This window comes from Streptomyces lunalinharesii (genome assembly GCF_039532155.1).
GTDB lineage: Bacteria > Actinomycetota > Actinomycetes > Streptomycetales > Streptomycetaceae > Streptomyces > Streptomyces lunalinharesii.
The window spans coordinates 29,983-53,652 of record NZ_BAAARK010000032.1 but is presented as its reverse complement, the minus strand read 5'-3'; the positions used below and the strand labels follow the sequence as shown (position 1 = coordinate 53,652).

Annotated in this window: 20 protein-coding genes and 1 tRNA gene; 9 read left to right on the top strand and 12 right to left on the bottom strand. The window is 72.9% G+C overall.

What is annotated here, in order from left to right; all coding sequences use genetic code 11:
* The first annotated feature begins 181 nt into the window (after positions 1–181).
* The gene (locus tag ABD385_RS32535) at positions 182–1,015 is read left to right on the top strand and encodes a MerR family transcriptional regulator (protein ID WP_344582757.1); all 834 of its coding nucleotides are present in this window, start codon (positions 182–184) and stop codon (positions 1,013–1,015) included.
* The gene (locus ABD385_RS32530) at positions 1,012–2,280 is read left to right on the top strand and encodes a glycosyltransferase (RefSeq protein ID WP_344582756.1); all 1,269 of its coding nucleotides are present in this window, start codon (positions 1,012–1,014) and stop codon (positions 2,278–2,280) included. Before ABD385_RS32535 ends, ABD385_RS32530 begins: the two co-directional genes overlap by 4 nt.
* Before the next feature lie 439 nt (positions 2,281–2,719).
* On the opposite strand, the gene ABD385_RS32525 is transcribed toward ABD385_RS32530, so the two are convergent.
* The 8 genes from ABD385_RS32525 to galU all read right to left on the bottom strand — a co-directional run bounded on the left by ABD385_RS32525 (position 2,720) and on the right by galU (position 8,581).
* A complete protein-coding gene (locus ABD385_RS32525) occupies positions 2,720–2,941 on the bottom strand; it encodes a hypothetical protein (RefSeq protein ID WP_344582754.1) in 222 nt (73 codons plus the stop codon).
* 346 nt (positions 2,942–3,287) lie between these two features.
* Positions 3,288–3,360 (bottom strand) — tRNA-Ala (locus ABD385_RS32520).
* 75 nt (positions 3,361–3,435) lie between these two features.
* Positions 3,436–4,476 carry a divisome protein SepX/GlpR gene (sepX, locus tag ABD385_RS32515; RefSeq protein ID WP_344582752.1) on the bottom strand — a complete coding sequence of 347 codons (1,041 nt, stop codon included), beginning with the start codon at positions 4,474–4,476 and terminating at the stop codon, positions 3,436–3,438.
* Positions 4,477–4,628: 152 nt separating this feature from the next.
* On the bottom strand, positions 4,629–5,270 hold the full coding sequence (locus tag ABD385_RS32510; protein WP_344582800.1) for a GNAT family N-acetyltransferase: 642 nt from the start codon (positions 5,268–5,270) through the stop codon (positions 4,629–4,631).
* The gene (locus tag ABD385_RS32505) at positions 5,267–5,767 is read right to left on the bottom strand and encodes a MogA/MoaB family molybdenum cofactor biosynthesis protein (protein WP_344582751.1); all 501 of its coding nucleotides are present in this window, start codon (positions 5,765–5,767) and stop codon (positions 5,267–5,269) included. Before ABD385_RS32505 ends, ABD385_RS32510 begins: the two co-directional genes overlap by 4 nt.
* On the bottom strand, positions 5,764–6,246 hold the full coding sequence (gene moaC, locus ABD385_RS32500) for a cyclic pyranopterin monophosphate synthase MoaC (RefSeq protein ID WP_344582749.1): 483 nt from the start codon (positions 6,244–6,246) through the stop codon (positions 5,764–5,766). The genes ABD385_RS32505 and moaC overlap by 4 nt, the downstream gene beginning before the upstream one ends.
* A 105-nt stretch (positions 6,247–6,351) precedes the next feature.
* Positions 6,352–7,674, bottom strand: a complete 1,323-nt coding sequence (glp, locus tag ABD385_RS32495; RefSeq protein WP_344582747.1) for a molybdotransferase-like divisome protein Glp — start codon at positions 7,672–7,674, stop codon at positions 6,352–6,354.
* A gap of 4 nt (positions 7,675–7,678) precedes the next feature.
* Positions 7,679–8,581 (bottom strand): UTP--glucose-1-phosphate uridylyltransferase GalU, encoded by a 903-nt coding sequence (gene galU / locus ABD385_RS32490; protein ID WP_344582745.1) that lies wholly within the window; start codon positions 8,579–8,581, stop codon positions 7,679–7,681.
* Positions 8,582–8,661: 80 nt separating this feature from the next.
* Here galU and ABD385_RS32485 point away from each other — a divergent pair, with 80 nt between their 5' ends.
* Positions 8,662–9,294 (top strand): 5-formyltetrahydrofolate cyclo-ligase, encoded by a 633-nt coding sequence (locus ABD385_RS32485; protein WP_344582743.1) that lies wholly within the window; start codon positions 8,662–8,664, stop codon positions 9,292–9,294.
* A gap of 93 nt (positions 9,295–9,387) precedes the next feature.
* Here ABD385_RS32485 and ABD385_RS32480 read toward each other — a convergent pair whose 3' ends face one another.
* Positions 9,388–12,171 (bottom strand): penicillin acylase family protein, encoded by a 2,784-nt coding sequence (locus ABD385_RS32480; protein ID WP_344582741.1) that lies wholly within the window; start codon positions 12,169–12,171, stop codon positions 9,388–9,390.
* Between the two features lie 187 nt (positions 12,172–12,358).
* On the opposite strand from ABD385_RS32480, the gene ABD385_RS32475 reads away from it, so the two are divergent.
* The 5 genes from ABD385_RS32475 (at position 12,359) to mscL (ending at position 18,566) form a co-directional block, all read left to right on the top strand.
* Positions 12,359–13,903, top strand: a complete 1,545-nt coding sequence (locus ABD385_RS32475) for a potassium/proton antiporter (protein WP_344582798.1) — start codon at positions 12,359–12,361, stop codon at positions 13,901–13,903.
* Between the two features lie 343 nt (positions 13,904–14,246).
* A complete protein-coding gene (locus ABD385_RS32470) occupies positions 14,247–15,533 on the top strand; it encodes an MFS transporter (RefSeq protein WP_344582739.1) in 1,287 nt (428 codons plus the stop codon).
* Between the two features lie 136 nt (positions 15,534–15,669).
* Complete coding sequence (locus ABD385_RS32465) at positions 15,670–16,017, top strand: FmdB family zinc ribbon protein (RefSeq protein ID WP_344582738.1); 348 nt, start codon at positions 15,670–15,672, stop codon at positions 16,015–16,017.
* A gap of 210 nt (positions 16,018–16,227) precedes the next feature.
* Positions 16,228–17,061 (top strand): S-methyl-5'-thioadenosine phosphorylase, encoded by an 834-nt coding sequence (locus ABD385_RS32460; protein WP_344582736.1) that lies wholly within the window; start codon positions 16,228–16,230, stop codon positions 17,059–17,061.
* A gap of 995 nt (positions 17,062–18,056) precedes the next feature.
* Entirely contained in the window at positions 18,057–18,566 is a 510-nt protein-coding gene (mscL, locus tag ABD385_RS32455; RefSeq protein WP_344582735.1) for a large conductance mechanosensitive channel protein MscL, read from the top strand.
* A gap of 39 nt (positions 18,567–18,605) precedes the next feature.
* On the opposite strand, the gene ABD385_RS32450 is transcribed toward mscL, so the two are convergent.
* Together ABD385_RS32450 and ABD385_RS32445 are read right to left on the bottom strand one after the other, a co-directional pair.
* Positions 18,606–18,965 (bottom strand): hypothetical protein, encoded by a 360-nt coding sequence (locus ABD385_RS32450; protein ID WP_344582804.1) that lies wholly within the window; start codon positions 18,963–18,965, stop codon positions 18,606–18,608.
* Positions 18,966–19,947: 982 nt separating this feature from the next.
* The gene (locus ABD385_RS32445) at positions 19,948–20,433 is read right to left on the bottom strand and encodes an AMP-binding protein (RefSeq protein ID WP_344582734.1); all 486 of its coding nucleotides are present in this window, start codon (positions 20,431–20,433) and stop codon (positions 19,948–19,950) included.
* A gap of 379 nt (positions 20,434–20,812) precedes the next feature.
* Here ABD385_RS32445 and ABD385_RS32440 point away from each other — a divergent pair, with 379 nt between their 5' ends.
* On the top strand, positions 20,813–22,093 hold the full coding sequence (locus ABD385_RS32440; RefSeq protein ID WP_425585528.1) for an MFS transporter: 1,281 nt from the start codon (positions 20,813–20,815) through the stop codon (positions 22,091–22,093).
* Between the two features lie 46 nt (positions 22,094–22,139).
* Here ABD385_RS32440 and ABD385_RS32435 read toward each other — a convergent pair whose 3' ends face one another.
* On the bottom strand, positions 22,140–23,594 hold the full coding sequence (locus tag ABD385_RS32435; RefSeq protein ID WP_344582732.1) for a rhodanese-like domain-containing protein: 1,455 nt from the start codon (positions 23,592–23,594) through the stop codon (positions 22,140–22,142).
* Positions 23,595–23,670: the final 76 nt, after the last annotated feature.

Below are 23,670 nucleotides of genomic sequence, written 5' to 3'. Positions count from 1 at the left end.
AATACCTGTTTCCCGACAAATGTAACGGCGGTCCCGCCGATCCGACGTTCCCCTCTCACATACCGACACCGCCCGCCGCCGCCTCCCCTTGACCCTCACGTCACGTCAGGCCACACCCTTGATCCACACCGCGTCCGGCGCCACCCCCGCCGCACCACCACCCACCAGCGAAAGGCACCCCATGGGATACCCGGTAGGCCAGGTCTCCGCCGTCGCCGGGGTCACCGTGCGCACCCTGCACCACTACGACCGCACCGGCCTGCTGCGCCCCAGCGACCGCAGCCCCGCCGGCTACCGCCTCTACAGCGACGCCGACCTCGCCCGGCTCCAACAGATCCTCTTCTACCGGGAACTCGGGTTTCCCCTCGACGAGATCGCCACGATCCTCGCCGACCCCCAGGCCGACGCCCTCGCCCGGCTCCGCGCCCGGCACCGCCGGCTCACCGAGGAGATCCACCGGCTCCAGCGCCTGGTCGAGGTCGCCGAGCAGGCCATGGAGGTGCAGCAGACCGGCGTCCGCCTCACCCCGCAGGAACGCTTCGAGGTCTTCGGCGAGATCGCCTTCGACCTGACCTACGCCACCGAAGCCGACCACAGGTGGCGCGAGAGCGACGGCTACCGCCACTCCATGGCCCGGGCCGCCACGCACACCAAGGACGACTGGGCGCAGCTCATGGCCGAGGCCGCCGCCTGGCGGGCCCGGCTGACCGCCGCCTTCGACGCCGGCGAACCGGCCGACGGCGAACGCGCCATGGACCTCGCCGAGGAACACCGCCGCCACCTCACCCGCTGGTTCACCCCCTGCCCCACCGACATGCACGGCCGGATCGCCGACGACTTCGCCGCCGACCCCCGCGCCTTCGCCCTGCTCGTCCCGCCCGCCGAACAGCGCCCGGGCCTCGCCCCGTACCTGCGCACCGCCGTCCACGCCAACGCGGTCCGCCAGTCGCCCCCGGCCCCCACCGCCGAGCCCACGACCGGCCCCGCTGCCCCCCGACCCGAGGCCGCCCCATGAACATCCTGCTCACCGCCGCCGGCTCGCACGGCGACGTCGCCCCGTACACCGGCCTCGGCGCCCGCCTCCGGGCCGCCGGCCACCAGGTCACCCTCGCCACCCACGACAGCCACGCCCCACTGGTGCGCGCCGCCGGCCTGGGCTTCCGCAGCCTGCCCGGCGGCACCCCGGCCCACCGCGCGGACCGCGACGCCCCGGGCACCCCCACCACCCGCCGCGCCCTGATGCAGCGCGCCGCCGCCTTCGTCGCGCAACTCGGCACCGGCCTGGCCGACGCCGTCGCCCCGGACACCGAACTGCTGCTGCTGTCCACCACCACGGCCCCGCTCGGCTGGCACGTCGCCGAGGCCCTGGGCCTCCCGTCCGCCGGCGCCTACCTCGTCCCCACCGCGCCGACCCGCGCCTTCTCCCCCGTCCTCAGCGGCGGTCGCCGGCTCGGCGGCTGGGGCAACCGCGCCGCCGGCCGCCTCTCCCTACGCGTCGTGGACCGCCTCCACACCGACGCCGCCCGCGCCCTCCGCGCCCACCTGGGCCTGCCGCCCGCCACCCCCGCCGCGGTCCGGCGCCGCGTCGAGGCCGCCAACTGGCCCGTCCTGCACGGCTTCAGCGAACGCGTCGTCCCCCGCCCCGCGGACTGGCGTCCCGGCCTCGACGTCACCGGCTACTGGTGGCCCCACCTCGCACCGGACGCCCACCTCCCGGCCGCCGTCGAAGACTTCCTCGCCGCCGGCCCGCCCCCGGTCTCCATCGGCTTCGGCAGCATGGCCGCAGCCGACGCCGAACGCCTGAGCACCATCGCGGTCCGCGCCCTGCGCCGCGCCGGCCTGCGCGGCCTCCTCCTCTCCGGCAACGCCGGCCTGACCGCCGCCGACGCCCCCACCGACGACGTCCTCACGGTCCCCACCCCGGTCCCGCACGCCCTCCTCTTCCCCCGCGTCGCCGCCGCCGTCCACCACTGCGGCGCCGGCACCGCCGCCGCCGCGCTCCGCGCCGGCATCCCGTCCGTCCCCGTCCCGTTCACCGCCGACCAACCCTTCTGGGCCGCCCGCCTGGCCGCCCTGGGCGCCGCCACCCCCGCCCTCCCCGTCACCACCCTCACCAAGACCCTCACCCCCGACGACGCCGCCACCCGCCTCGCCGCAGCCCTCACCGAGGCCACCACCACCCCGTCCTTGCGCACCCGCGCCCGCACCACCGCCCACCACCTCACCACCGAAGACGGCCCCACCACCGCCCTCGACGCCCTCACCCGCCTCGCCCCGTAACCACATGCAAAAAGCCCCCACCGGATCTCCCGGTGGGGGCTCTACTACACAGCGGACCTGAGCGGACTCGACCCCCTGCCCCCTCATTGCGAACTACGGGCGGGGGTGCGAAGACCCTCCCGCCCGATCACCCGGCCTGCACAGGACGACGACGGTCACCGGAAGCCATCACGGTTGCCGTACTTCGCGCCCGTACAGCGCAGCCAGGCCGCCTCGGGAACTACGAGGCGGGCCCCTTTATCTCCTCGGGCAGGAAGGTCTCGTCGTCCCCGAAGTCCGGGGCCTGGAAGGGGTTTGTCGTCGGAGGCGGCGATGCTGCGGTGACACAGCGGGGTTGCCCTTCCGGGGCGGAGAACAGCGACGTCACGTCGATGAGAGATCTCCCTTTCGTTGCGGGTCCCCGAAGGGGCCTGGCATGCCGTAACCGGGCACGACGGTCCTACAGCTTGGTCATCTTGGCGTACGGGCTCAGGATCCGCATCTGCGCCGAACCGAAGTCCACGAGCGCCGCGATTCCCTCCTCGACGTCGATCACTCGACCGAGGCCATAGATGTCGTGCGTGACCTGGTCGCCCTTGGCAAAGTGCTTGGGCGCGAGCGCGACCGGGGCCTTGAAGGGGCTGGTGGGCAAATGACGCTTCGGTGCATCGGGCTTTGTCATTGCCCCCAGTATGCGCCTACCTGCGTCCCGTTGGCTGCGGCCGTCCGCGTCCAATGCTCTCCACCGCCCCGACGGCAACCCCCCGCTTCAGCGGCAAGCCAGCCAGCCACCCCCTCTGACCTGGCCGTTCGCAGCGCCTGCCAGCGAACCCCCGAGCACCCGCAAGAGCCTGTCGCCTCCCTTGGTTCCCCGCCCTGCACACACACCCCATCGAAACCGACGCGGACGACACGGGCACGGGCACCGCGCAAGCTCGGCACAACCCCCCAAGTAGTCGCTGCACCCCACTACCGCACGACGAGAGAGAGCCCCTACCGGATCTCTCCGGCAGGGGCTCTGACGTCGGTGGACCTGAGGGGACTCGAACCCCTGACCCCCTCGTTGCGAACGAGGTGCGCTACCAGCTGCGCCACAGGCCCTTGCGACGAGTGAAACTCTAGCATCTCGTTCGCCGTGCTCGGAAATCGCTTCCGGCGCTGGTCAGCGGGTGGGCCTCACTCGTTCGCCGCGCGCGGGCGGTCCTCGTCCTCGTACTGGTCGAAGAGGGGGGTGCGACCGCGGGCACGGCGGCCCGGGTGGGTGGGGCGGTCCTGCGAGGCGTCGGGGCGCGGGCGCTCGGGAACGGAGCTGGAGCGGGCGGAACTCCAGGCGTCGTCGGCGTCCAGGTCGACGTGACTGGTGGCGCGCGGGGCGACCGGGGCGGTCACGTAGGTGGGCAGCGGGACCGGGACGGGCTCCCAGCTGCCGGCGGCCGGCCGGGGGCGCTCGCGCTGCTGGTCGACCCACTCGGCGTGGTCGGTCTCCTCGACGAGGGCGCGGGCACCGGTGGCGTGCGGGGGCGGCGCCGGGCGGGACGGCTCGGGGGCGATCTCGGCGGCGTCAGCGCGGGCGTCGGACTGGTGGTCGGCGGCGGGCGGCTGGTCGGCCGCCTGGCGAGGGCGGGGGCGACCCTCCCGCAGTCGTCGTGCTGCCGCCTCCGCCTTGCGCTGGTCCATGGTGAAGGTGAAGCGGCGGCGCTCCTGGGCGCGCAGGTACAGGATGTAGGCGGTCAGCAGCACGGCCGGGAGGGCGGGGGCCCAGAAGAAGGGCAGCCCGCCGACGGCCACGGCGATGGCGCCGGCGGTGAAGACGACGAACAGGACGGTGATGGTGCGCCGGCGGCGGGCCAGGACCTTCGCGCGCTTGGTGCGCTCGGCCAGGGACGGGCGCAGGGGCGCGGCGACCTGGGCGCGGGTGGGCATGTCGTCCGGGGGCGCCGGGGCCGGTGCGGGGTCGACGAAGGACCGGGCGCCGGGCGGGTCGTCCGTGACGTCCGGTTCCTGCTCCTCGGCCGCATCGTCGGCGGGGCGCGCCCCGTGCTCCTTGTCGTAGCGGCGCTGCATGGCTGCGCGCCCCGACAGGAGCCGGATGGCCGTGCTGAAGCGCTCGGTGGGACGGGCCTCGTTGAGCTCGTCCTGCCTACGGAGCCACATCGGCACCAAATAGGCGGCCCAGGCCCCGACGATGACTGCGTAGATGAGGCCGCTGCTTCTCACAACTCACACGGTAGAGGGGTTTCCGTGGGGCCATCCGCCAATTGGGCCGGTGTGTCGCACGATCTGGCTGATATCTCGAACTTTTTTTGTGATTGTTGCGATGAAGTTGTGGTGAATGCAGCGTCGGTCACCGATTAATTCGAACAGGTTTTTTATTTGTGGGATGCGTCGGGTCGGCCGGAGGTGCCGGGTCGGTGGCTCTGCCAGCGGGCGAGGAGCCCTTCCGGCACTTCCTCCGCGGTCAGCGCGAAGACCGCGTGGTCGCGCCAGGCGCCGTCGATGTGGAGGTAGCGCGGGCGGAGACCTTCCTCGCGGAAGCCGAGTTTCTCCACCACGCGTCGACTGGGGACGTTTTCCGGCCGAATGCAGACCTCGATGCGGTGCAGTCCGACGGTGCGGAAACAGTGGTCGACGGCGAGCGCCACGGCGGTCGGCATGACGCCGCGGCCGGCGACTTCCCGGTCGACCCAGTAACCGATATGGCCCGAGCACATCGAGCCCCAGGTGATGCCGGCGACGGTGAGTTGTCCGACGAGGCGACCGCGGTATTCGACGACGAACGGCAGCATCCGACCGGCGTGCGCCTCGGCCCGTAGGTGACGGACCATCTGCCGGAAGGTGGGGCGGTGCGGCACCGGGGCGCCCGGCGGGGGCGGCGGGACGGTCGCCTCCCAGGGGCGCAGCCAGTCGCGGTTGCGGCGGTTGACCTCGCGCCAGGGGCGTTGGTCACGCAGTTTTATGGGGCGGAGGCACACGTCTCCGTCCGTCAGGACCACCGGCCAGGGCGTGTTCAGCTGGGGCTCCCGGAAGGTCTGGGGTGGTCGCCGCCGCGGATCTGGTCGACGGCGTGCGGGAGGATCTCGGCGAGCACGGCCAGGCCGTCGCGCACGCCGCCGGTCGAGCCGGGGAGGTTGACGATCAGGGTGCGGCCGGCGACGCCCGCCAGGCCGCGGGAGAGGGCCGCGGTGGGGACCTTGGCGCGGCCGGCGGCGCGGATCGCCTCCGGGAGGCCGGGGACGTCGTAGTCGAGGACCCGGCGAGTGGCCTCGGGGGTGCGGTCGGTGGGCGAGATGCCGGTGCCGCCGGTGGTGAGGACGACGTCGTAGCCGGCGGCGACGGCGGCGCGCAGGGCGGCCTCCACCGGGTCGCCGTCGGGCACCACTTGGGGGCCGTCGACGGCGAAGCCCATGGCGGTCAGGCCCTCGGCGAGGAGCGGGCCGCCCTTGTCCGCGTAGACGCCGGCGGCGGCGCGGTTGGAGGCGGTGACGACCAGGGCGCGGGCGGGGTTCACGGCCGCCGCCAGTCGCCGGACTTGCCGCCGGTCTTCTCCTCGACGCGGATGTCGGAGATGACCGCGGCCTTGTCGACCGCCTTGACCATGTCGACGACGGTGAGCGCGGCGACCGAGACCGCGGTCAGCGCCTCCATCTCGACGCCGGTGCGGTCGGTGGTCTTGACCGTGGCGGTGATCTCGACGGCGTCGTCGGCGACCGCGAGGTCCACGGTGACGCCGGAGACCGCCAGCGGGTGGCACAGCGGGATCAGGTCCGGGGTGCGCTTGGCGCCCAGGATGCCGGCGATGCGGGCGGTGGCGAGGGCGTCGCCCTTCGGGACGCCCTCGCCGCGCAGCAGCTCGACGACGCGCGGCGCGACCAGCACGCGGCCGCGGGCCCGGGCGGTGCGGGCGGTGACGTCCTTGTCGGAGACGTCGACCATGCGGGCCGCGCCGGCCGCGTCGAGGTGGGTGAGGTGTTGCTGACCGCTGCTCATCGTTCTCCCGGTCCATACTGCCGTTTGTGGGACGACACCGTACCGCTGGGCCCCTTAGGGCATTCGCTACGGGCCGCCCGCTCCCGCCCGCCCGGGGCGGGCGGGTCAGCAGGGGCCGAGCGGGAGGACGTCCACGACGGCGTCGGCGGGCACTTCGGTGGTGTCCTCGGGGATGACGATCAGGGCGTCGGCGTGCGCCATGGCCTTGATGAGGTGGGAGCCGGTGCCGCCGACGGGGGTGACCGTGCCGGCCACCGGGTCGTGGGCGCCGCGGAGGAACTGCCGCTTGCCGCGGGGCGAGGAGCCGAGCGACGCGGTGACGCGGGCGGGGACGGGGCGGCGGTGCACCTCGGGGTGGCCCATGAGCGTGCGGATCACCGGGCGGACGAACAGCTCGAAGGAGACGTAGGAGCTGACCGGGTTGCCGGGCAGGGCGAGCAGCGGGATGCGGTCGGGCCCGATCAGGCCGAAGCCCTGCGGCTTGCCGGGCTGCATGGCGAGCTTGCGGAACTCGACCCGGCCCTCGTCGGTGCCGAGGCCGGCCAGGGTCTCCTTGACCACGTCGTAGGCGCCGACGCTGACGCCGCCGCTGGTGACCAGGACGTCGGCGCGGGCGTACTGGTCCTCCAGGGTGGTGCGCAGCGTCTTCGCGTCGTCGGCGACGGCGCCGACGCGGTAGGCGAGGGCGCCGGCCGCGCGGGCGGCGGCGGTGAGCTGGAAGCTGTTGGAGTCGTGGATCTGGCCCGGGCCCAACGGCTCGCCGGGCTGGACCAGTTCGCTGCCGGTGGAGAGCACCACGACCCGGGGGCGGCGGCGGACCGTGACGGTGTCCAGGCCGAGGGCGGCGAGCAGGCCGAGCTGGGTGGGGCCGAGGACGGTGCCGGCGGACAGGGCCGGCTCACCGGCGCGGGCGTCGCTGCCGGCCCGGCGGACGTGGGCGCCGTCGGCGGCCGGGCGGTGCACCCGGACCTCGCCGCCGGCGTCCTGCGGGGCGTGGCTGTGGGCGCGCATGGTGGCGGCCGGCCCCAGGCCGGTGCCGCCGTCGGTCCACTCGACGGGGACCACCGCGTCGGCACCGGGCGGCACCGGGGCGCCGGTCATGATGCGGGCGGCCTGGCCGGGCTCGACGGTGGGGAGTTCCCCGCTGCCGGCGGCGACGTCGCCGATGACGGTGAGGGTGACCGGGGAGCCCTCGGTGGCGGCCGCGACGTCGGCGGCGCGGACCGCGTAGCCGTCCATGGAGCTGTTGTCGAACGGCGGCAGCGGCAGCGGCACGGTGAGGTCCTCGGCGAGGACGCAGCCCTGGGCGTCGAGGAGTTGCCGGCTGACCGGGGCCGGCAGCTGGAGCTTGGCCAGGATGTCGTCGAGGTGGTCGGCCACCGACCAGACGCGGTCAGGGTGGTGGGCCTGGTCGGTGGTGCCGTTCAACGTCCTACATCTCCTCGGTGACGTAACTGCGCAGCCAGGCCCGGAAGTCGGGGCCCAGGTCCTCACGTTCGCATGCCAGTCTGACAATGGCACGCAGGTAGTCGCCGCGGTCACCGGTGTCATAGCGGCGGCCCTTGAAGACCACGCCGTGCACCGGGCCGCCCAGTTCGGGGTGGGCGGCCAGCACCTGGAGGGCGTCGGTGAGCTGGATCTCGCCGCCGCGGCCGGGGTCGGTCTTGCGCAGCACCTCGAAGACGGCCGGGTCGAGGATGTAGCGGCCGATGATGGCGAGGTTGCTGGGCGCCTCGGCCGGCTCGGGCTTCTCGACCAGGTCGGAGACGGTGACCACGTCGTCGTCGCCGGTGGGAGCGGCGGCCGCGCAGCCGTAGAGGTGGATGTTGGCCGGATCCACCTCCATCAAGGCGACAACCGATCCCCCGTGTTCTTCGCGGACCTCGATCATCCGGCGCAGCAGGGGGTCGCGGGGGTCGATGAGGTCGTCGCCGAGGAGGACCGCGAAGGGCTGGTCGCCGACGTGCGGCGCGGCGCAGAGCACCGCGTGGCCGAGGCCCTTGGGGTTGCCCTGGCGGACGTAGTGGATGGTGGCCAGGTCGCTGGACTCCTGGACCTTGGCGAGCCGGGACCCGTCGCCCTTGCGGTGCAGGGCCTCTTCCAGCTCGTAGTTGCGGTCGAAGTGGTCCTCCAGCGGGCGCTTGTTCCGACCGGTCACCATGAGGACGTCGGTGAGTCCGGCCCCGGCCGCTTCCTCCACCACGTACTGGATGGCGGGCTTGTCGACGACCGGCAGCATTTCCTTGGGCGTGGCCTTGGTCGCCGGCAGGAACCGGGTGCCGAGCCCTGCTGCCGGGATGACAGCCTTGCTGATCCGTGCGTGCGATGGGGTCATGCGCGCCACCCTAACCGGCCCGCACGGACCGGTGATGAGCGTCCGGTTAAGAGATCATGAGAGCCCGAGCGAGGCCCACGATGAGTGTTGAGCACGAGGAAAAGCGCAGGTTGCGGCGGCGTCTCCTGGAGGTGAGGAGAGCGTTGCCGGCCGATGTCGTCGCGGCCCGGGGCGCCGCGCTGGCCCGGCGGGTGCGGGAGCTGGACGAGCTGCGGACGGCGGCTCCGGCGGCGGGTGCCGGGCACCCCGTGGAGGCCGCGCCGACCGTTGCCGCGTACGTGTCGATCGGTGGGGAGCCGGACACCGGGGCCCTGCTCGACGCGCTGCGGGCGGCCGGGGTGCGGGTGCTGCTCCCGGTGCTGCTGCCGGACAACGACCTGGACTGGGCCGTATACGAGGGCCCCGAGCGGCTGGTGCCGGCGGCCTGGGGGCTGCGCGAGCCGGACGGGCCGCGGCTGACCCCGGAGGCGGTGACCGGGGCGGACGTGGTGCTGCTGCCGGGGCTGGCGGTGGACCGGACCGGGCTGCGGCTGGGCCGGGGCGGCGGCTCGTACGACCGGGTGCTGGCCCGGCTGGAGCGGTCCGGCCGGCGGACGTCGCTGGTGGTGCTGCTCTACGACGACGAGGTGGTGGACGCGGTCCCGGCCGAACCGCACGACCGCCGGGTGCACGCCGCGGTGACCCCGTCGGGGGTGCACCGCTTCCGGCACTGACCGTCGTCCCGCGGCGCGGTGTTTCACGTGAAACACCGTCGGGCGGGCCGGAGGTGTCCGGCCCGCCCGATGCGGTGGTGGTTCTGCCGTCCGTTACGGCGACAGGGTCAGGGTGTCCTTTCCGGCCTTCTTCACCGCGTCCTCGCTGAACGCCCAGGGCAGCAGTTCGCCCTTGGCCCACTTGTCGGTCTGGTCGTAGTAGTGGGCTTCGTAGGCGTGCCCGGAGGCGCCGGTGAGGTTGATCCAGCGGGACTTGTCGAGGTCGGCGAGGTTGACCACCATCCGCATGGACGGGACCCAGGTGACCTTGTAGCCGCCGGCGGCGTTCCAGCCGGTGGCGTCGACCGCGGCCTCACCGCCGCCGAGGTTCCACGGCCCGCGGTTGAGCAGGCTCTGGAGGAAGCCCGGGCCCTCCTTGCCGAGGGTCTGGTTGGTGAGGTCCATCTGGTGCAGGCGGCCCCAGGCCCAGTTGTCGATGTTCTTGCCCAGCTTGGACGTCAGCTCGTAGCGGGCGTCCTTCATGGCCTGGGCGAGGAGCTGGTCGCGGTTCTTCAGGCCGGGGTGGCCGGGCCGGTCCTCGGTGTGCCACCACGCGTTGTTCGGGTCGTCGAGGATGTTCCGGACGACCTCGTACCAGCGGTCGCCGCCGTCGGGCTGGGCGGTGTCGCCGGTCCGCTCGCCGCACTCCCGGACCAGCTTGTTCTGGTCGTCGGCCGGACCGGTGTCGCTGGCCGGGCGGACGTAGAGGCACTGGCCCTGGACCCGCAGCTCCTTGGGCATCTTGTTGCCGAAGGCGAGCTTGAGGGTGTTGCGCCAGACCGCGTTGAAGTAGGCGGCCGCGGCGGAGTCCGGCTCCTGGGTGAAGTCCCAGCCGTTGAGCAGCTGCTGGGCGTCGCGGACGTACTTGTCCTTGATGTCGATCTTCGTCAGGTAGGGCGTGAGCAGCCGGGCGATCTCGCTGCTGTTGTCCGTCTGGAACGACTGCATGTCGTCGGTGGAGACCTTGCCGCCGTCCTTGATCTTGGACTCGATCAGGTCGGTGATCCGCTGGCTGCGGGCGCCGTAGCCCCAGTCCTTGGTGATCAGATACGGGTACTTGGCGTTGGTGACGGCCTGGTTGGCGGTGACGATGAAACCGCGCTTGGGGTTGTACTCGTACGGCAGGGCGCTCTGCGGGATGACGCCCTTCCACTGGTAGGCCGGGTCCCAGCCGGGCGCCGGGTAGGTGCCGTCGCCCTTCCCGCGGATCGGGATGGTGCCGGGGGCCTGGTAGCCGATGTTGCCCTTGGTGTCGGCGTAGATGAGGTTCTGCGAGGGGACCTCGAAGTCGGCCGCGGCCTTGCGGAAGCTGGTCCAGTCCTTGGCGCGGTTGAGCTCGAAGACGGCGTCCATGGACTTGCCGGGGCTCAGCGCGGTCCAGCGCAGGGAGACGGCGTAGCCGTCGCCGCGGTCGGGGGCGCCGTTGGTGACCGGGGCGTCCTTGCCGACGCCGGCCAGCTCGTCGTCGCGGTCGGAGACGATCGGGCCGTTGTTGGTGGACCGGACGGTGATCTTGCGGCTCTCGCCGCCGGCGACCTTGATGGTCTCCTGGCGGGTGAGGAACGGCTGCTGCTTGCCGTCGTAGAGGTAGCCGTCGGCGTTGATCTTCTCCAGGTAGAGGTCGCTGACGTCGGCGCCCAGGTTGGTCATGCCCCAGGAGATGTCCTGGTTGTGGCCGATGATGACGCCGGGCATCCCGGAGAAGGTGAAGCCGGCCACGTCGTAGTTGCACTTGGGGCCGGTGGTGCGGCAGTGCAGGCCCATCTGGTACCAGAGCGAGGGCATCTGCGGAGCCAGGTGCGGGTCGTTGGCGAGCAGCGGCTTGCCGGTGGTGGTGTGCTCCCCGGAGACGACCCAGGAATTGGAGCCGATGCCGTTGCCGTTGGGGCCGAGCAGCGCCGGGACCTGTCCGAGGGTCTTGGAGAGCGAGGAGAGCTGCGCCTGGACGCCGGCGGTGGCGTTGCCCGCGGTCCCGGTGCCCGTACCGGTTCCCGCGCCGGTGCCCGTGCCCGTACCGGTTCCCTTGCCCGTGCCGCTGTTGGTGCCGGTGTTGCTGTTGCTGTTGCCCTTGGGGTCGAACTCCTTGGTGGCCGGGTCGACGCTGCCGCCGTCGACGATCGGCCGGTTCCGCTGGTACGGGTACTCCGGGTACAGCTGGGCGATCTGCTGCGGGGTGAACCGACTGGTCATCAGGGACCGGTCGATCTCTTGCTGCATGTTGCCGCGCAGGTCCCAGGCCATCGCCTTGAGCCAGGCCACCGAGTCGACCGGGGTCCAGGGCTCGGGCTTGTAGTCGTTGGTGAAGCCGAGCGCGGCGTACTCCAGGGAGAGCGCCGAACCCTGGTGGTCCTTGAGGTAGGCGTTGACACCGGCGGAGTACGCCTGGAGGTATTTCTTCGTGCTGGCGGAGAGCTTGGTGTCGTATTCCTTCTGCGCCACCTCGTGCCACCCGAGGGTGCGCAGGAACTCGTCCGTCTTGACCTGGCTCTTGCCGAACATCTCGGAGAGCCGGCCGGCCGTCATGTGGCGGCGGACGTCCATCTCCCAGAAGCGGTCCTGCGCCTGCACGTAGCCCTGGGCCCGGAAGAGGTCCTCGTCGGTGTCGGCGTAGATCTGCGGAATGCCGTTGGCATCACGCACGACGTCCACCGGATCGGTCAGGCCCGGGAGTTTGAGCGACCCCGTGGTCTCCGGGAAGGAGGCGCGCACGGTACTGACGCCCCAGTACGCGCCGAAGCCGATGCCCGCCACGAGCAGCAGCACGACCGTGAGCGCGACGAGGCGGCCTCGCCGCCCTCTCTTCTTTTTGGGGGCTGGACCGGACTTGTTGGCGGGCATCTCTGTCCTTCGAGGGGCAGGGTGGGAGTGCTGGAGCAACCATAGGCGCACCGGTTTGACGACCCCTACGCGGAGTCACCGCCGAGCACATTAAACTTTCAAGCAATGGTAAATTGTTAGGGTCAGTAACTAGATACGGTAAGGACAACCAGCCCATCCCGACCAAGGCGCGTGGAAGGATCAGCTCCTGACTGTCGAACACCTCAACGAACTCCTGCTGATCTGCTCACTCGTACTGCTCATCGCGGTGGCCGCAGTACGACTCTCCTCGCGCAGCGGGCTCCCCAGCCTGCTCATCTACTTGGGGATAGGCATCGCGATAGGGCAGGACGGCGTCGGCGGCGTCATCTTCGACAACGCCGAACTGACCCAACTCCTCGGCTACGCCGCACTGGTGGTGATCCTCGCCGAAGGCGGCCTGGGCACCAAGTGGAAGGAGATCAAACCGGCCCTCCCACGGGCCGCTGTGCTGTCCACGTTCGGCGTCGCGGTGAGCGTGGGGGTCACCGCTGCCGGCGCGCACTACCTCGCCGGCCTCGAATGGCGCCAAGCACTGCTGATCGGCGCGGTGGTGTCGTCCACGGACGCCGCGGCGGTCTTCTCCGTGCTGCGCAGCGTGCCGCTGCCGTCCCGGCTGACCGGCATCCTGGAGGCCGAATCCGGCTTCAACGACGCCCCGGTGGTCATCCTCGTCGTGGCCTTCTCCACCGCCGGCCCGGCCGAACACTGGTACCTGCTGCTCGGCGAGATAGCGCTGGAACTGGCGATCGGCGCCGCCGTCGGCCTGGCCATCGGCTGGCTGGGCGCGTACGGGATGCGGCATGTGGCGCTACCGGCCTCCGGCCTCTACCCGATCGCGGTGATGGCCATCGCGGTCTCCGCGTACGCGGCCGGCGCGCTGGCGCACGGCTCCGGCTTCCTCGCCGTCTACCTGGCCGCGGTCATCCTCGGCAACGCCAAACTCCCGCACGCCCCGGCCACCCGCGGCTTCGCCGAGGGACTCGGCTGGATCGGCCAGATCGGCATGTTCGTCCTGCTCGGCCTGCTGGTCACCCCGCACAACCTGCTCGACGACATCGTGCCGGCGCTGCTCATCGGCATGATCCTCACGCTGGTCGCCCGCCCCCTGTCGGTCTTCACCTCACTACTGCCCTTCCGGGTGCCGTGGCAGGAGAAGACCCTGCTGTCCTGGGCCGGGCTGCGCGGCGCGGTGCCCATCGTGCTGGCCACCATCCCGATGGTGAGCGACGTCCCCGGCAGCGAGACGGTCTTCAACATCGTCTTCGTGCTGGTCGTGGTCTACACCCTCATCCAGGGCCCGACGCTGCCGTGGCTGGCCCGCCGGCTCCAGCTGGGCGAGGGCGAGGAGGCCGCCGACCTGGGCATCGAGTCGGCGCCGCTGGAGCGGCTGCGCGGCCACCTGCTGTCCACGTCGATAGGCCCCACCTCCCTGATGCACGGCGTGGAGGTCGGCGAGCTGCGGATGCCGGCGGGCGCCGCGGTCACCCTCGTCGTGCGGGACGGCACCAGCTTCGTGCCGTCCCCCACCACGGTGCTGCGCCGCGGCGACGAACTGCTGGTGGTCGCCACCGACCCGGTGCGGGACGCGGCCGAGCGGCGGCTCCAGGCGGTGTCCCAGGGCGGCAAGCTGGCCGGCTGGCTGGGGACCGGTGCGCAGCGGCGCCCCCAGGAGGGAGCGGCGGAGCGCGGCCGGCGGCGCGGGGTCGGTTGACCCGACGGGCAGCGGGCCCGCCCCGCTTGCCCGACCGGGCGCCGTATGTGCGCTATCTCTCCACCGATAGCAAGGAAATCTGCGGGAAGCCCTGGTTAATCCCAGGGCTTCTTTGCCTTTTGCCTGTACAATCGAGAAGGAAATTTGTACGGATCACGAACCAACTCTGCCTGACGCAGAGCTGGCGCGACCGCTCGGCGGCCGCGGTCCCCTGCCACACGCAGCCACCCCTTTCGGTGCGGACCATGCGGTATCACTCGGTCCTGCGCGAGAGGACAGCTCTCGGCGCGTAACCGGGACGACCTCTCGGGGCAGCGCTACCAGGCGGCAGAAAGGCCCGGCCGTGGCATCCGCGGTCAAGGACCCCCGTCCCGGTTACGGACAACTGCTGCGCACGCCCAGTGCGTGGACCTTCCTGTTGCCCGGCTTCCTGGCCCGGCAGCCGTTCGCCATGCTGACCATCGGCATCGTCCTGCTGGTCCAGTCCACCACCGGCTCCTACGGCACCGCCGGCGCGGTCTCCGCCGCCACCGGCGTCTCGATGGCGCTGTTCGCCCCGCAGGGCGGCAAGCTCGCCGACCGCTTCGGCCAACGCGCCGTGCTCGTTCCCGGCGTCCTGGTCCACGTCGCCGGCGTCTCGGCGCTGATCGTCCTGGCCCTCGCGCACGCCCCGTTGTGGGCACTGCTCGCCGTGGCCGTCCCCACGGGCGCCTCGACGCCGCAGGTCGGCCCGATGGTGCGGGCCCGCTGGGCGGCGAAGCTCGGTGGCAGCCCGCTGATGCCCACCGCCGCCGCCTTCGAGTCGGTGACCGACGAGTTCACCTTCGTCGTCGGCCCGGTCCTGGCCACCGCCCTGTGCACCGGCATCCACCCGGCCGCCGGCCTGATCGCCGAGGCCGTGCTGTCGCTGGCCGGCGGTCTGCTGTTCGCCTCCCAGCGGCGCACCCAGCCGCCCGTCCACCGGGACCGGTCCGACGCCCACCTCCGCGTCTCGGCCCTGTCCATCCCCGGCGTGCGCGTCCTGATCGTGGCGTTCCTCGGCATCGGTTCGGTCTTCGGCGGCATGCAGGTCTCGCTGACCGCGCTGACCGAGAGCATCGGCCAGCCCGGCCTCAACGGCGTGCTCTACGGGGTCTTCGCGGGCGGCAACATGCTCGCCGGCATCGCCTGCGGCGCCATCGCCTGGAAGATCGGCCCCCGCCGCCGCCTGCTCGTCGCCTACGGGCTGCTGGCCCTGGCCACCACCCCGCTGTGGGCGGTGACCGCGCTGCCGCTGCTGGGCGCCGTCGGCCTGGTCGTCGGCCTGTGCATCGCCCCCGCGCTGATCACCGGCTACACCCTCGTCGAGTCGCTGGTCCCGGCCGCCGCCCGGACCGAGGCGTTCACCTGGCTGACCGGTGCGGTCGCCCTCGGCCAGGCGGCCGCGGCCACCTCCGCCGGCCAGCTGGCGGACCGCTTCGGCCCGAGCTCCGGCTTCCTGGTGCCGCTGGCCGGCACCGCGCTGGCCCTGGTGGTCCTGCTGAGCCTGCGGGCCCATCTGATGCCCCACACGTCCAAGGTCGTCACCGGGTCGGCGGAGGTCGCCGACACCCCCACCGACGAGCGCGAACGCGAGCTGAGCCACGCCTGAGCGAACGCCCCGGCGGGTCCGCGCACGGGCGTGGAGTCGGTCACCGTGCGACGTTCACGGTGGACTGGCGCGCGGGAATACTGCAAGATGGAGCGTCGTTAGCACTCAATGAGTGAGAGTGCCAGGAGGAAGTCAAGTGCCGACCTACCAGTACCAGTGCACCGCGTGCGGCGAGGGCCTTGAGGCCGTGCAGAAGTTCACCGACGACGCGCTCACCGAGTGCCCCAGCTGCAACGGACGCCTCAAGAAGGTGTTCTCGGCGGTCGGCATCGTCTTCAAGGGCTCCGGCTTCTACCGCAACGACAGCCGCGGCTCGTCGTCCAGCAGCAGCCCGGCCGGCAACTCCTCGACGCCGTCGAACGGCTCGTCGTCGAGCAGCTCCACCCCCTCGACGTCGACGCCCGCCACCTCGTCGTCCTCGTCCTCGTCCTCCGACGGCGCGTCGAAGTCGTCGACCCCGGCGAGTTCCGGCTCGGCCGCCTGACCCGCGGCAGCAGCCCGGCGCGCGACGACACCGGCAACCGGACTTTCGGGCCCCGCCTCCCCCACCAGGGACGGCGGGGCCCGTCCGCGTTCCGGCCCGGGCCCGCGAACCGAGCCCGTTGGCCCGGAGCCAAGCGGCGCGGCCCCTCGGGCTCCGGCGGATCCGACAGCCCGCCAGCGGACCGCCAGCACGCCCCGATAGTGTGACCGCATGGCTGAGGCGGAGATTGGCGTTATCGGCGGGTCGGGCTTCTACTCCTTCCTGGACGACGTGACCGAGGTCACTGTGGACACGCCCTACGGGCCTCCCAGCGACTCCCTGTTCGTCGGCGAGATCGCCGGCCGCTCGGTCGCGTTCCTGCCCCGGCACGGCCGCGGCCACCACCTCGCGCCGCACCGCATCAACTACCGCGCCAACCTCTGGGCCCTGCGCTCCCTCGGCGTGCGGCAGGTCCTCGGCCCGAGCGCGGTCGGCGGCCTGCGCCCCGAGTACGGCCCGGGCACGCTGCTGGTCCCCGATCAACTCGTGGACCGCACCAAGTCCCGCGTCCAGACCTACTTCGACGGCGAACCGCTTCCGGACGGCAGCGTGCCCAACGTCGTCCACCTCACCTTCGCGGACCCGTACTGCCCCACCGGCCGCGTCGCCGCCCTGGGCGCCGCCAGCGGCCGGGACTGGGAGCCGATCGACGGCGGCACCCTCGTGGTGATCGAGGGCCCGCGCTTCTCCACCCGCGCCGAGTCGCGCTGGCACGCCGCGCAGGGCTGGTCGGTGGTCGGCATGACCGGCCACCCCGAAGCCGTCCTGGCCCGCGAGCTGAGCCTCTGCTACACCTCGTTGACGCTGGTCACCGACCTGGACGCGGGCACCGAGACCGGCGAGGGCGTCTCCCACGAGGAGGTCCTGAAGGTCTTCGGCGAGAACATCAGCCGGCTCCGCGAGGTCCTCTTCGACACCGTCGGCGCGCTGCCCTCCAACGAAGAACGCGGGTGCCGGTGCGCCGACGCGCACCAGGGCTGGGACCTGGGCATCGAGCTGCCGTAAGCACGGGAGCAGCACCGGCCGGGACGGCGACGGCTCGAACACCCCTACCGGGTGACGGAGTTGTCCACAACCGCGGGTTCGTCCACAGGCCGGAGCGGGCCGTCGCGTCGTGCGGCACGGTGGTGAGTGCGGGTCCGAACGCCGGTCCCGCTTCCGCACCCCAGGCGGTGACGACCATGCCTCACCTCCACCTTTCCGCGACCTTCCCTCCGACGCCCCGGGCGCCCTGGGCGCCCGGCCCCCTGCTGACCCCTCTGACGACGGCGACGACCGGGACGGCTGTGACGACGGCGACGGCTGTGACGGCTGTGCGGGCCTCGGCGCCCCCGAAGGTCCCGGCGATCCCGTCGCCCCCGGCCTTGCCCACTCCCCTGCAATGTGAAGTGCCGCACTTCACTCCCGTCCGCGTGGGCGGGCTCGGCCCCATCCGATGGCACGGGGCGGCACGGCGGCGACTGCTCACCCTCGCCCTGGCAACGACCGCCGCAGCACTGGCCACCGGCCTGTCGCAGGACCCGGCGCGCACCGCTTCCGCTCCCACCGGCTGCCCCGCCGCGGCGACCTCAGGGGGGCGATGACCATGGCGGACCAGGGCCAAGATCGAGTGGCGTCCGCCGATCGGGCACGCCAGACTTCTCCGAGTGGCGGGGCACCTGCCGCGCGCCGCACCTCCTGGCGCGCCCGCACCACCGATACCGAAGCCGCTATCGGCACCGCCGCACCAATCGCCGCCGCACGGGCCCTGTCGAGCGGCCGGATCCGCCGCCGACCGACGGCTCCCGGTTCCCGCCCGGCCGCCCGGCCGCCCCGTACGAGTCGCCCTCGGCACGGCCCGACCCCCGGGATCCGTCGTACCAGTACGGAAATCCGCACTGACGCTCTGGTCGATCGCCGGTTCGGGTTGCGCGATTGGACACCTCCGCCCCGCCCTGCCGTAAGTTGCGGTGCTGATTGTCGGTGCACCGTCCAAAGCAAGCGTGGAAAGAGGCTGTCAGGTGAGCGAGAACAAGAGCGTCCTTCAGGGATTCAAGGACTTCCTGATGCGCGGCAACGTCATCGAACTCGCGGTGGCGGTCGTCGTCGGTGCGGCGTTCACGAGCATCGTCAACGCGGTGGTCAAGGGCGTCATCAACCCGATCGTCGGTGCCTTCGGCTCGCAGAACCTCGACAACTACCAGACCTGCCTCAGCACGTGCACGGTGGACAAGAAGACCGGCCTGTACGTGGACGGCATCTACGTCCTGTGGGGCTCGGTGCTCAGCGCGGCACTGACCTTCCTGATCACCGCGGGCGTCGTCTACTTCCTCATGATCCTGCCGATGAACAAGTGGAAGGCCCGCCAAGACGCCAAGAAGCCGGCCGACGACGGTACCGCGGCCCCGACCGAGATCGAGCTGCTCACCGAGATCCGCGACGCCCTGATCGCCCAGCGCAACGGCACCTCGGCCGTTCCGGCGACGGCCGCGGCGGCGGCGGCGATCGTCACGCAGAAGACGCAGCAGTAGCGAGCGCTACGGACGGCCGAAGCCGCCCCGTCGCCTCGCTCAGAGGTGGTGGGGCGGCTTTTCGTCGAGGAAGCGGGCGAGGTCGGCGGCACTGTCCGTGCCGGTGGCGCGCTCGCCCCAGCCGCGATCGGTGTCGTCCGAGGACTGCTGGCTCAACGGGTCGTCGAAGATCAGGGCGGCGGCGCTCCTCGGCGCCGGCCGCGCGGTGACCGCGGGCTCGCCGCCGGCCGGCGCCGCGGGGGCCTCGGCCTGGGCTGCGGGCCCTTCGGTCGCGGCCGGAGCCGGAGCCTCGGCCGGGGCTACGGCGTCGGGCGTCGGGCTCGGATCGCCGGTTCGGGTGCCCCGGCCGCCCCGGGCGATCGGCTCGGGCTCGGCGTGGGGCTGGGACGTGGTGCTCACCCCTCCAGGGTACGGGCGGACACCACGCTTGCCCGGCGCACCGGGTCGTTCATGACGCCGGTCGACGGGGGCGGCGGGAGGGGCGGAGGGGCACAGCGGGGAGGGGCGGGGAGGGGAGGGGCAGAGGGGCGGCGAGCCGGAGGGGCGGCGTCTGGTCAACCGGTGTTCGGTTGAGCGCGGTCCGGTTCTGCGGTTTCCGGTGAGCCGGTGGCTGGTTCGGCGTGGGCCGGTTCGGCGACGGCCGGCGGGCGGGCAGGGCGAGGGCCGGGCCTAGGTGCTCCGGCTGCCGTTCTCGTGGGTGGGTATCGGGTGGGGCCGGTGCGCGTCCTGCGGGCGCGTGGGCGGTCCGTGCTCGGCGCACCGCCGCCCGAGCGCCCGCCCACGCGCAGAACCGGGGAGGGAGAGGGGGACGGGGTGGGGGCGGGGGTGGGGGTGATGGCCCCGGGCTTCACGCTTCGGCATCGCTACCCGGCTTCCGTACGGGGTCGGGAAGGCCCACGCTAGGAGCGCTTCCGGGGCCCGGCCCGCTGGGTGGCGCATCGGGGTGTGGGGGCGCGGGGCGTCGTTCCCTGGGTGGCGTTCCGTGGGTGGCGTTCCGTGGGTGGCGGTGCCTGGGAGGTCCATGCCCGCGGTGCCGTTATTACGTCGGTGTGGGGGCCGTTGCGTCGGCGGGGGGCGGGGCGGACGCCCGAGTCCGGATGAGTGCCCAAGTCCGGGCGCGCGCCCGATTCTGGGTGAGTGCCCGGGGCCGGACGAAGACGCGGAGCCGGAGGAGTACCCAGGTCCCGGCGGCCGGAACGAGCTGTCCGAGGGAGCCGGGGCCGGGATGCCTTGCCGTGGTGTGGGCGGCCTCTGAGGGGGCTGGGTGATCACCGTGTGCTGGGCGGGGCGGGCGTTCGTGGGCGGGGTGTCGGGGCGGTCGGCAGCGTGACGCAGGCCGCGGTGGGGACCGCGGCCTGTAGCGCGTGGGTCAGTCGGTGGGTCAGTCGGTGGCGAGGGCCTCGTGCCACCACTTGTCGCGGCCGGGCTTCCAGGAGACCGGGCGGGAGCAGCGGTTCACCACCAGGACGGTGTGCTGCGGGCTGCCCGCGGTGGCGGTGCGCGCCAGTGCGTGGTCCAGGATCGGCTTCACCGGCCGGGTGGCGCCGTCCCAGAACGCCGCGTCGGCCGTGATCAGCACCCGGATCCCCGTCTCCCGTATGCGCGCGGCCAGTTCCGGGACGGTGAGCGAGACCGGCAGCGTGGTGCGTATCGCCTCCAGGCGACCGCAGGCGAGCGTGGCGATCACCGATTCGGGGACCAGCGGCAGGTGGACCGCGACCCGGTCGCCGGCGCGCACCCCGTAGCGGGCGAGTGCGGCGGCCGCGCGGTCGGCCTGTTCCAGGAGCATGCCGTGCGTCAGCTCCTCCAGACGGCCCGGCTCCCCGCTCCAGGTGAGGGCGACCTGCGACGCATCCGGCTCTTGCACTTCTCGGGCGTCATCTGCATGCTCTGAGATCACACGGCGCAACATGCGCATCAGCATGGGGACCAGCGATCAACGATCGCTGAACGTCCGCTGTACGGCCCCTCTGGGGACCGACCGTACCGACTCTACGGGGCGACGCCGGGCCCCTTCTCGCACCCCGTGTGGTGGCGCGGCGCGTTCCCGCCTCTATCTGCCCCGGTCCGGTGCCCTTCACCCCTCTCTCTTCTCCTCTCTTGTCTTCCTCTTCTCCTTCCTTCTGTGGTTCTTCGTTCGGTGTGTTGAGAGGCGGGTCGTCGGCGCCGTGTTCGTACCTCCTGTGAACGGTCCTTGTCCCCGGGGTCGTTGGGCGCAGGCGGCGTTGGCCGTCGGGGCGTTCTGCGTGCAGTTGGACTCCTTCGCGCTCAATCCGGCGCTGCCCGTCGTCCGGGCCGATCTGCACGGTTCGCCGGCCGCGGTGCCGTGGGTGGTCAGCGGCTACCTGCTCGCCGCCGGCGCGCTGATGCCGGCGGCCGGGCGGTTGGCCGACCTCTACGGGCGACGGCGGATGCTGACGTTCGGAGCAGTGCTCTTCGGTGTGAGCGCTGCACTGTGCGCGATGGCTCCGACGCTGCCGTTCCTGGTGGCGGCGCGGGTGGCGCAGGGCGTCGGCGGCGCGTTGATCATGCCGGCGGGGCTGGCGTTGCTCACCAACGCCGCGCCGCCGGGGCACGGGCGGCGGGCGACCGGGCGGGCGCTGGGCCTGGCCGGGGCGGCCACCGTCTGCGGCCCGTTCCTCGGGGGCGTCCTGGCCCAATCGGCGTCCTGGCGGGCCGTGTTCTGGCTTACGGTGCCGTTCGCCGCGGTCACGGCGTGGTTGGCCCGCAGGGCGGACGAGTCCCGGGACGCGTCCGCGGCGCAGTCGCCCTTGGACGTGGCGGGCGCGTGGACCGCGACCGGTGCCCTGGTGTGCCTGGCGCGGTGGCTGGAGCACGTCGGCGAATGGGGGTGGGCGGCGGGCGCGGTGCTGCTGGGCGCGCTGTTCGTCCGGGCCGAACGGCGGTCCCCCGCACCGCTGGTGGACCTCGCACTCTTCCGGAACCTGCCCTACGTGACGCTGACCGCGGCCGGGGCCGTCGCCAACGCGGCGACGGTGGCGCTGCTGTACGTCCTGCCGTTGACGCTCCAACAGGGGCGCGGGTGGGGCGCGTCGGGTGCGGGGGTGGCGTTCTTGGCGCCGGCCGTGGCGTTGGCCGTCGGGGGGCCGGTGGCCGGGCGGGTGCGGCCCGGGGCGGCCGTGTCGGTGATGGCCTCGTGCCTGGCCTGCGCCGGGGGCGCGCTGTGGGTGGCCGGGGCCGCGACCGGCACGTCGGTCCTGGTGGTGGCGTCGACGGGCGCCGCCGTGGCGTTGGGGGTGGCGGGCGGGCTGGCCCTCACGGGGACCCAGGCGGTGGTCCGTCGGGAACGCGCCGGGGAGGCTTCGGGCGTCACGAAGTCCGTTCTGACGGTGACGGCGGGGCTGGGGTTGGCCCTTACGGGGGCGGGGGCCACCGGCGGCGTGCTGCCCTCCCTGGCGCTGTCGGCGGTGGGGTGCCTGGCGGGGGCGGTGCTGGCGGCGGCGGTGGCGGCCGTGACGGTGGCGCCTGGGCGCCGCGTTGCGGGCCGCGGACGGCGGCGGGGATGAGGCGTGGCCGTGGGTGTGGGGGAGGGCCGGGGCCCTCCCCCACGGGTCAGGCGGGGAGGGGCACCGGGCAGCCGCCCGAGACGTCGCTGACGTCGTCGAAGCCGTGCGCCTCCAGGAGTGCCGCGGCGATCACCGAACGGTTGCCGCTGCGGCAGTAGAGGACGACCGGGCGGGCCGGGTCCAGCTCGTCGAGCCGGTCCAGCAGGGCGGCCAGCGGGATGTTGCGGGCGCCGGGCAGGGCGCCCGCCGCGTACTCGGCCGGGTTGCGGACGTCGATCAACTGGATGCCGTCCGCCGGGTCCAGGGGCAGTCGTTCGAGCAGGTCGGCCAGGCGTAGGCGGGTGCTGCGGCGGGTGCGTTCCGGGGCGCCCGCCAGTACGCCGGCCGGGTCCGGCAGGTGGCCGAGGACCCGGTCGTAGCCGATGCGGGCGAGCCGCAGGCGCGCCTCGTGCTCCGTCCCGGGGGCGGCGAGCAGCACGATCGGGGTGCCGGGGGCCACCACGCTGCCGGCGTACTCCGCGAACCGGGTGTCGAGGCCGACGTGCAGCGAGCCGGCCAGGTGGGCGCGGGCGTAGTCGGCGGCCGGGCGGCAGTCGAGGAGTGCGGCGCCCTGCTCGTCGCGGGCGGTGAGCGCCTCGACCAGGGTGAGCGGGGCCGGTGGCGCGGGGTCCCGCAGGGGGTGGCCGTCGCGGTTGAGGGCCGCGTCGTGGGCGAAGTAGCCGGGTGCGGTGGGTTGTTCGGCGGTGACGAGTCGGACGAAGGCGTCCTGCGTCATGGGTTGGAGTGCGTAGTTGAGGCGGCGCTGGTCGCCGATGGTGGAGCTGGTCTCGGTGGAGATGCTGCGGCCGCAGGCCGAGCCGGCGCCGTGGGCGGGGAAGATCCGGGTCGCGTCCGGGAGGGTGAGCAGTTTGGTGTGCAGGGAGCGGTGCAGGCGCGCGGCCATGTCCTGCGGGGTGTGGCCGGCGGCGGAGAGCAGATCGGGGCGGCCGACGTCGCCGACGAAGAGGGTGTCGCCGGTCAGGACGCCGAACGGGGTCGCGTCGTCGGGGTTCTCGCGGACGACCAGGCAGAGGGATTCCAGGGTGTGCCCGGGGGTGGCGAGGACGGTGAGGGTGACGCCGGATTCCGTGCCCTGGTCCGCGCCCTGGTCCGCCCCCTGGTCCGCCCCCGGTTCCGGGTCGGACGGCTTACGGGGTGCGGCGCCCAGGCAGATGCGTTCGCCGTCCCGTAACCGCCGGATGGGGAAGCCGGTTTCGGCGGCGGCGCCGAAGGCGATCTCGGCGCCGGTCGCCCGGGCCACCTCCAGGTGTCCGGAGAGGAAGTCGGCGTGGATGTGCGTCTCGATGACGAGTTCGATGCGCAGGCCGGCCGCTTCGGCGTCGGCCAGGTACTCGTCGACGTCCCGGCGGGGGTCGACGAGGACGGCGCGTCCGGTGTTCTGATCACCGATCAGGTACGACGCCTGGGACAGGCAGTCGAGGTAGTACTGCGCGAAGTGCACGGTCGGGCCTCCAGGGGTGCGCGGCGCCCGTGCGCGGTTCGGCTCGCTCGGGCTGGGAGCGTGGACGGCTGAATGC

Coding starts and splice junctions, on each gene's coding strand:
- ABD385_RS32535 (WP_344582757.1), top strand. CDS start 182: ATGGGATACCCGGTAGGCCAGGTCTCCGCCGTCGCCGGGGTCACCGTG.
- ABD385_RS32530 (WP_344582756.1), top strand. CDS start 1,012: ATGAACATCCTGCTCACCGCCGCCGGCTCGCACGGCGACGTCGCCCCG.
- ABD385_RS32525 (WP_344582754.1), bottom strand. CDS start 2,941: ATGACAAAGCCCGATGCACCGAAGCGTCATTTGCCCACCAGCCCCTTC.
- moaC (WP_344582749.1), bottom strand. CDS start 6,246: ATGAGCAGCGGTCAGCAACACCTCACCCACCTCGACGCGGCCGGCGCG.
- galU (WP_344582745.1), bottom strand. CDS start 8,581: ATGACCCCATCGCACGCACGGATCAGCAAGGCTGTCATCCCGGCAGCA.
- ABD385_RS32485 (WP_344582743.1), top strand. CDS start 8,662: ATGAGTGTTGAGCACGAGGAAAAGCGCAGGTTGCGGCGGCGTCTCCTG.
- ABD385_RS32480 (WP_344582741.1), bottom strand. CDS start 12,171: ATGCCCGCCAACAAGTCCGGTCCAGCCCCCAAAAAGAAGAGAGGGCGG.
- ABD385_RS32460 (WP_344582736.1), top strand. CDS start 16,228: ATGGCTGAGGCGGAGATTGGCGTTATCGGCGGGTCGGGCTTCTACTCC.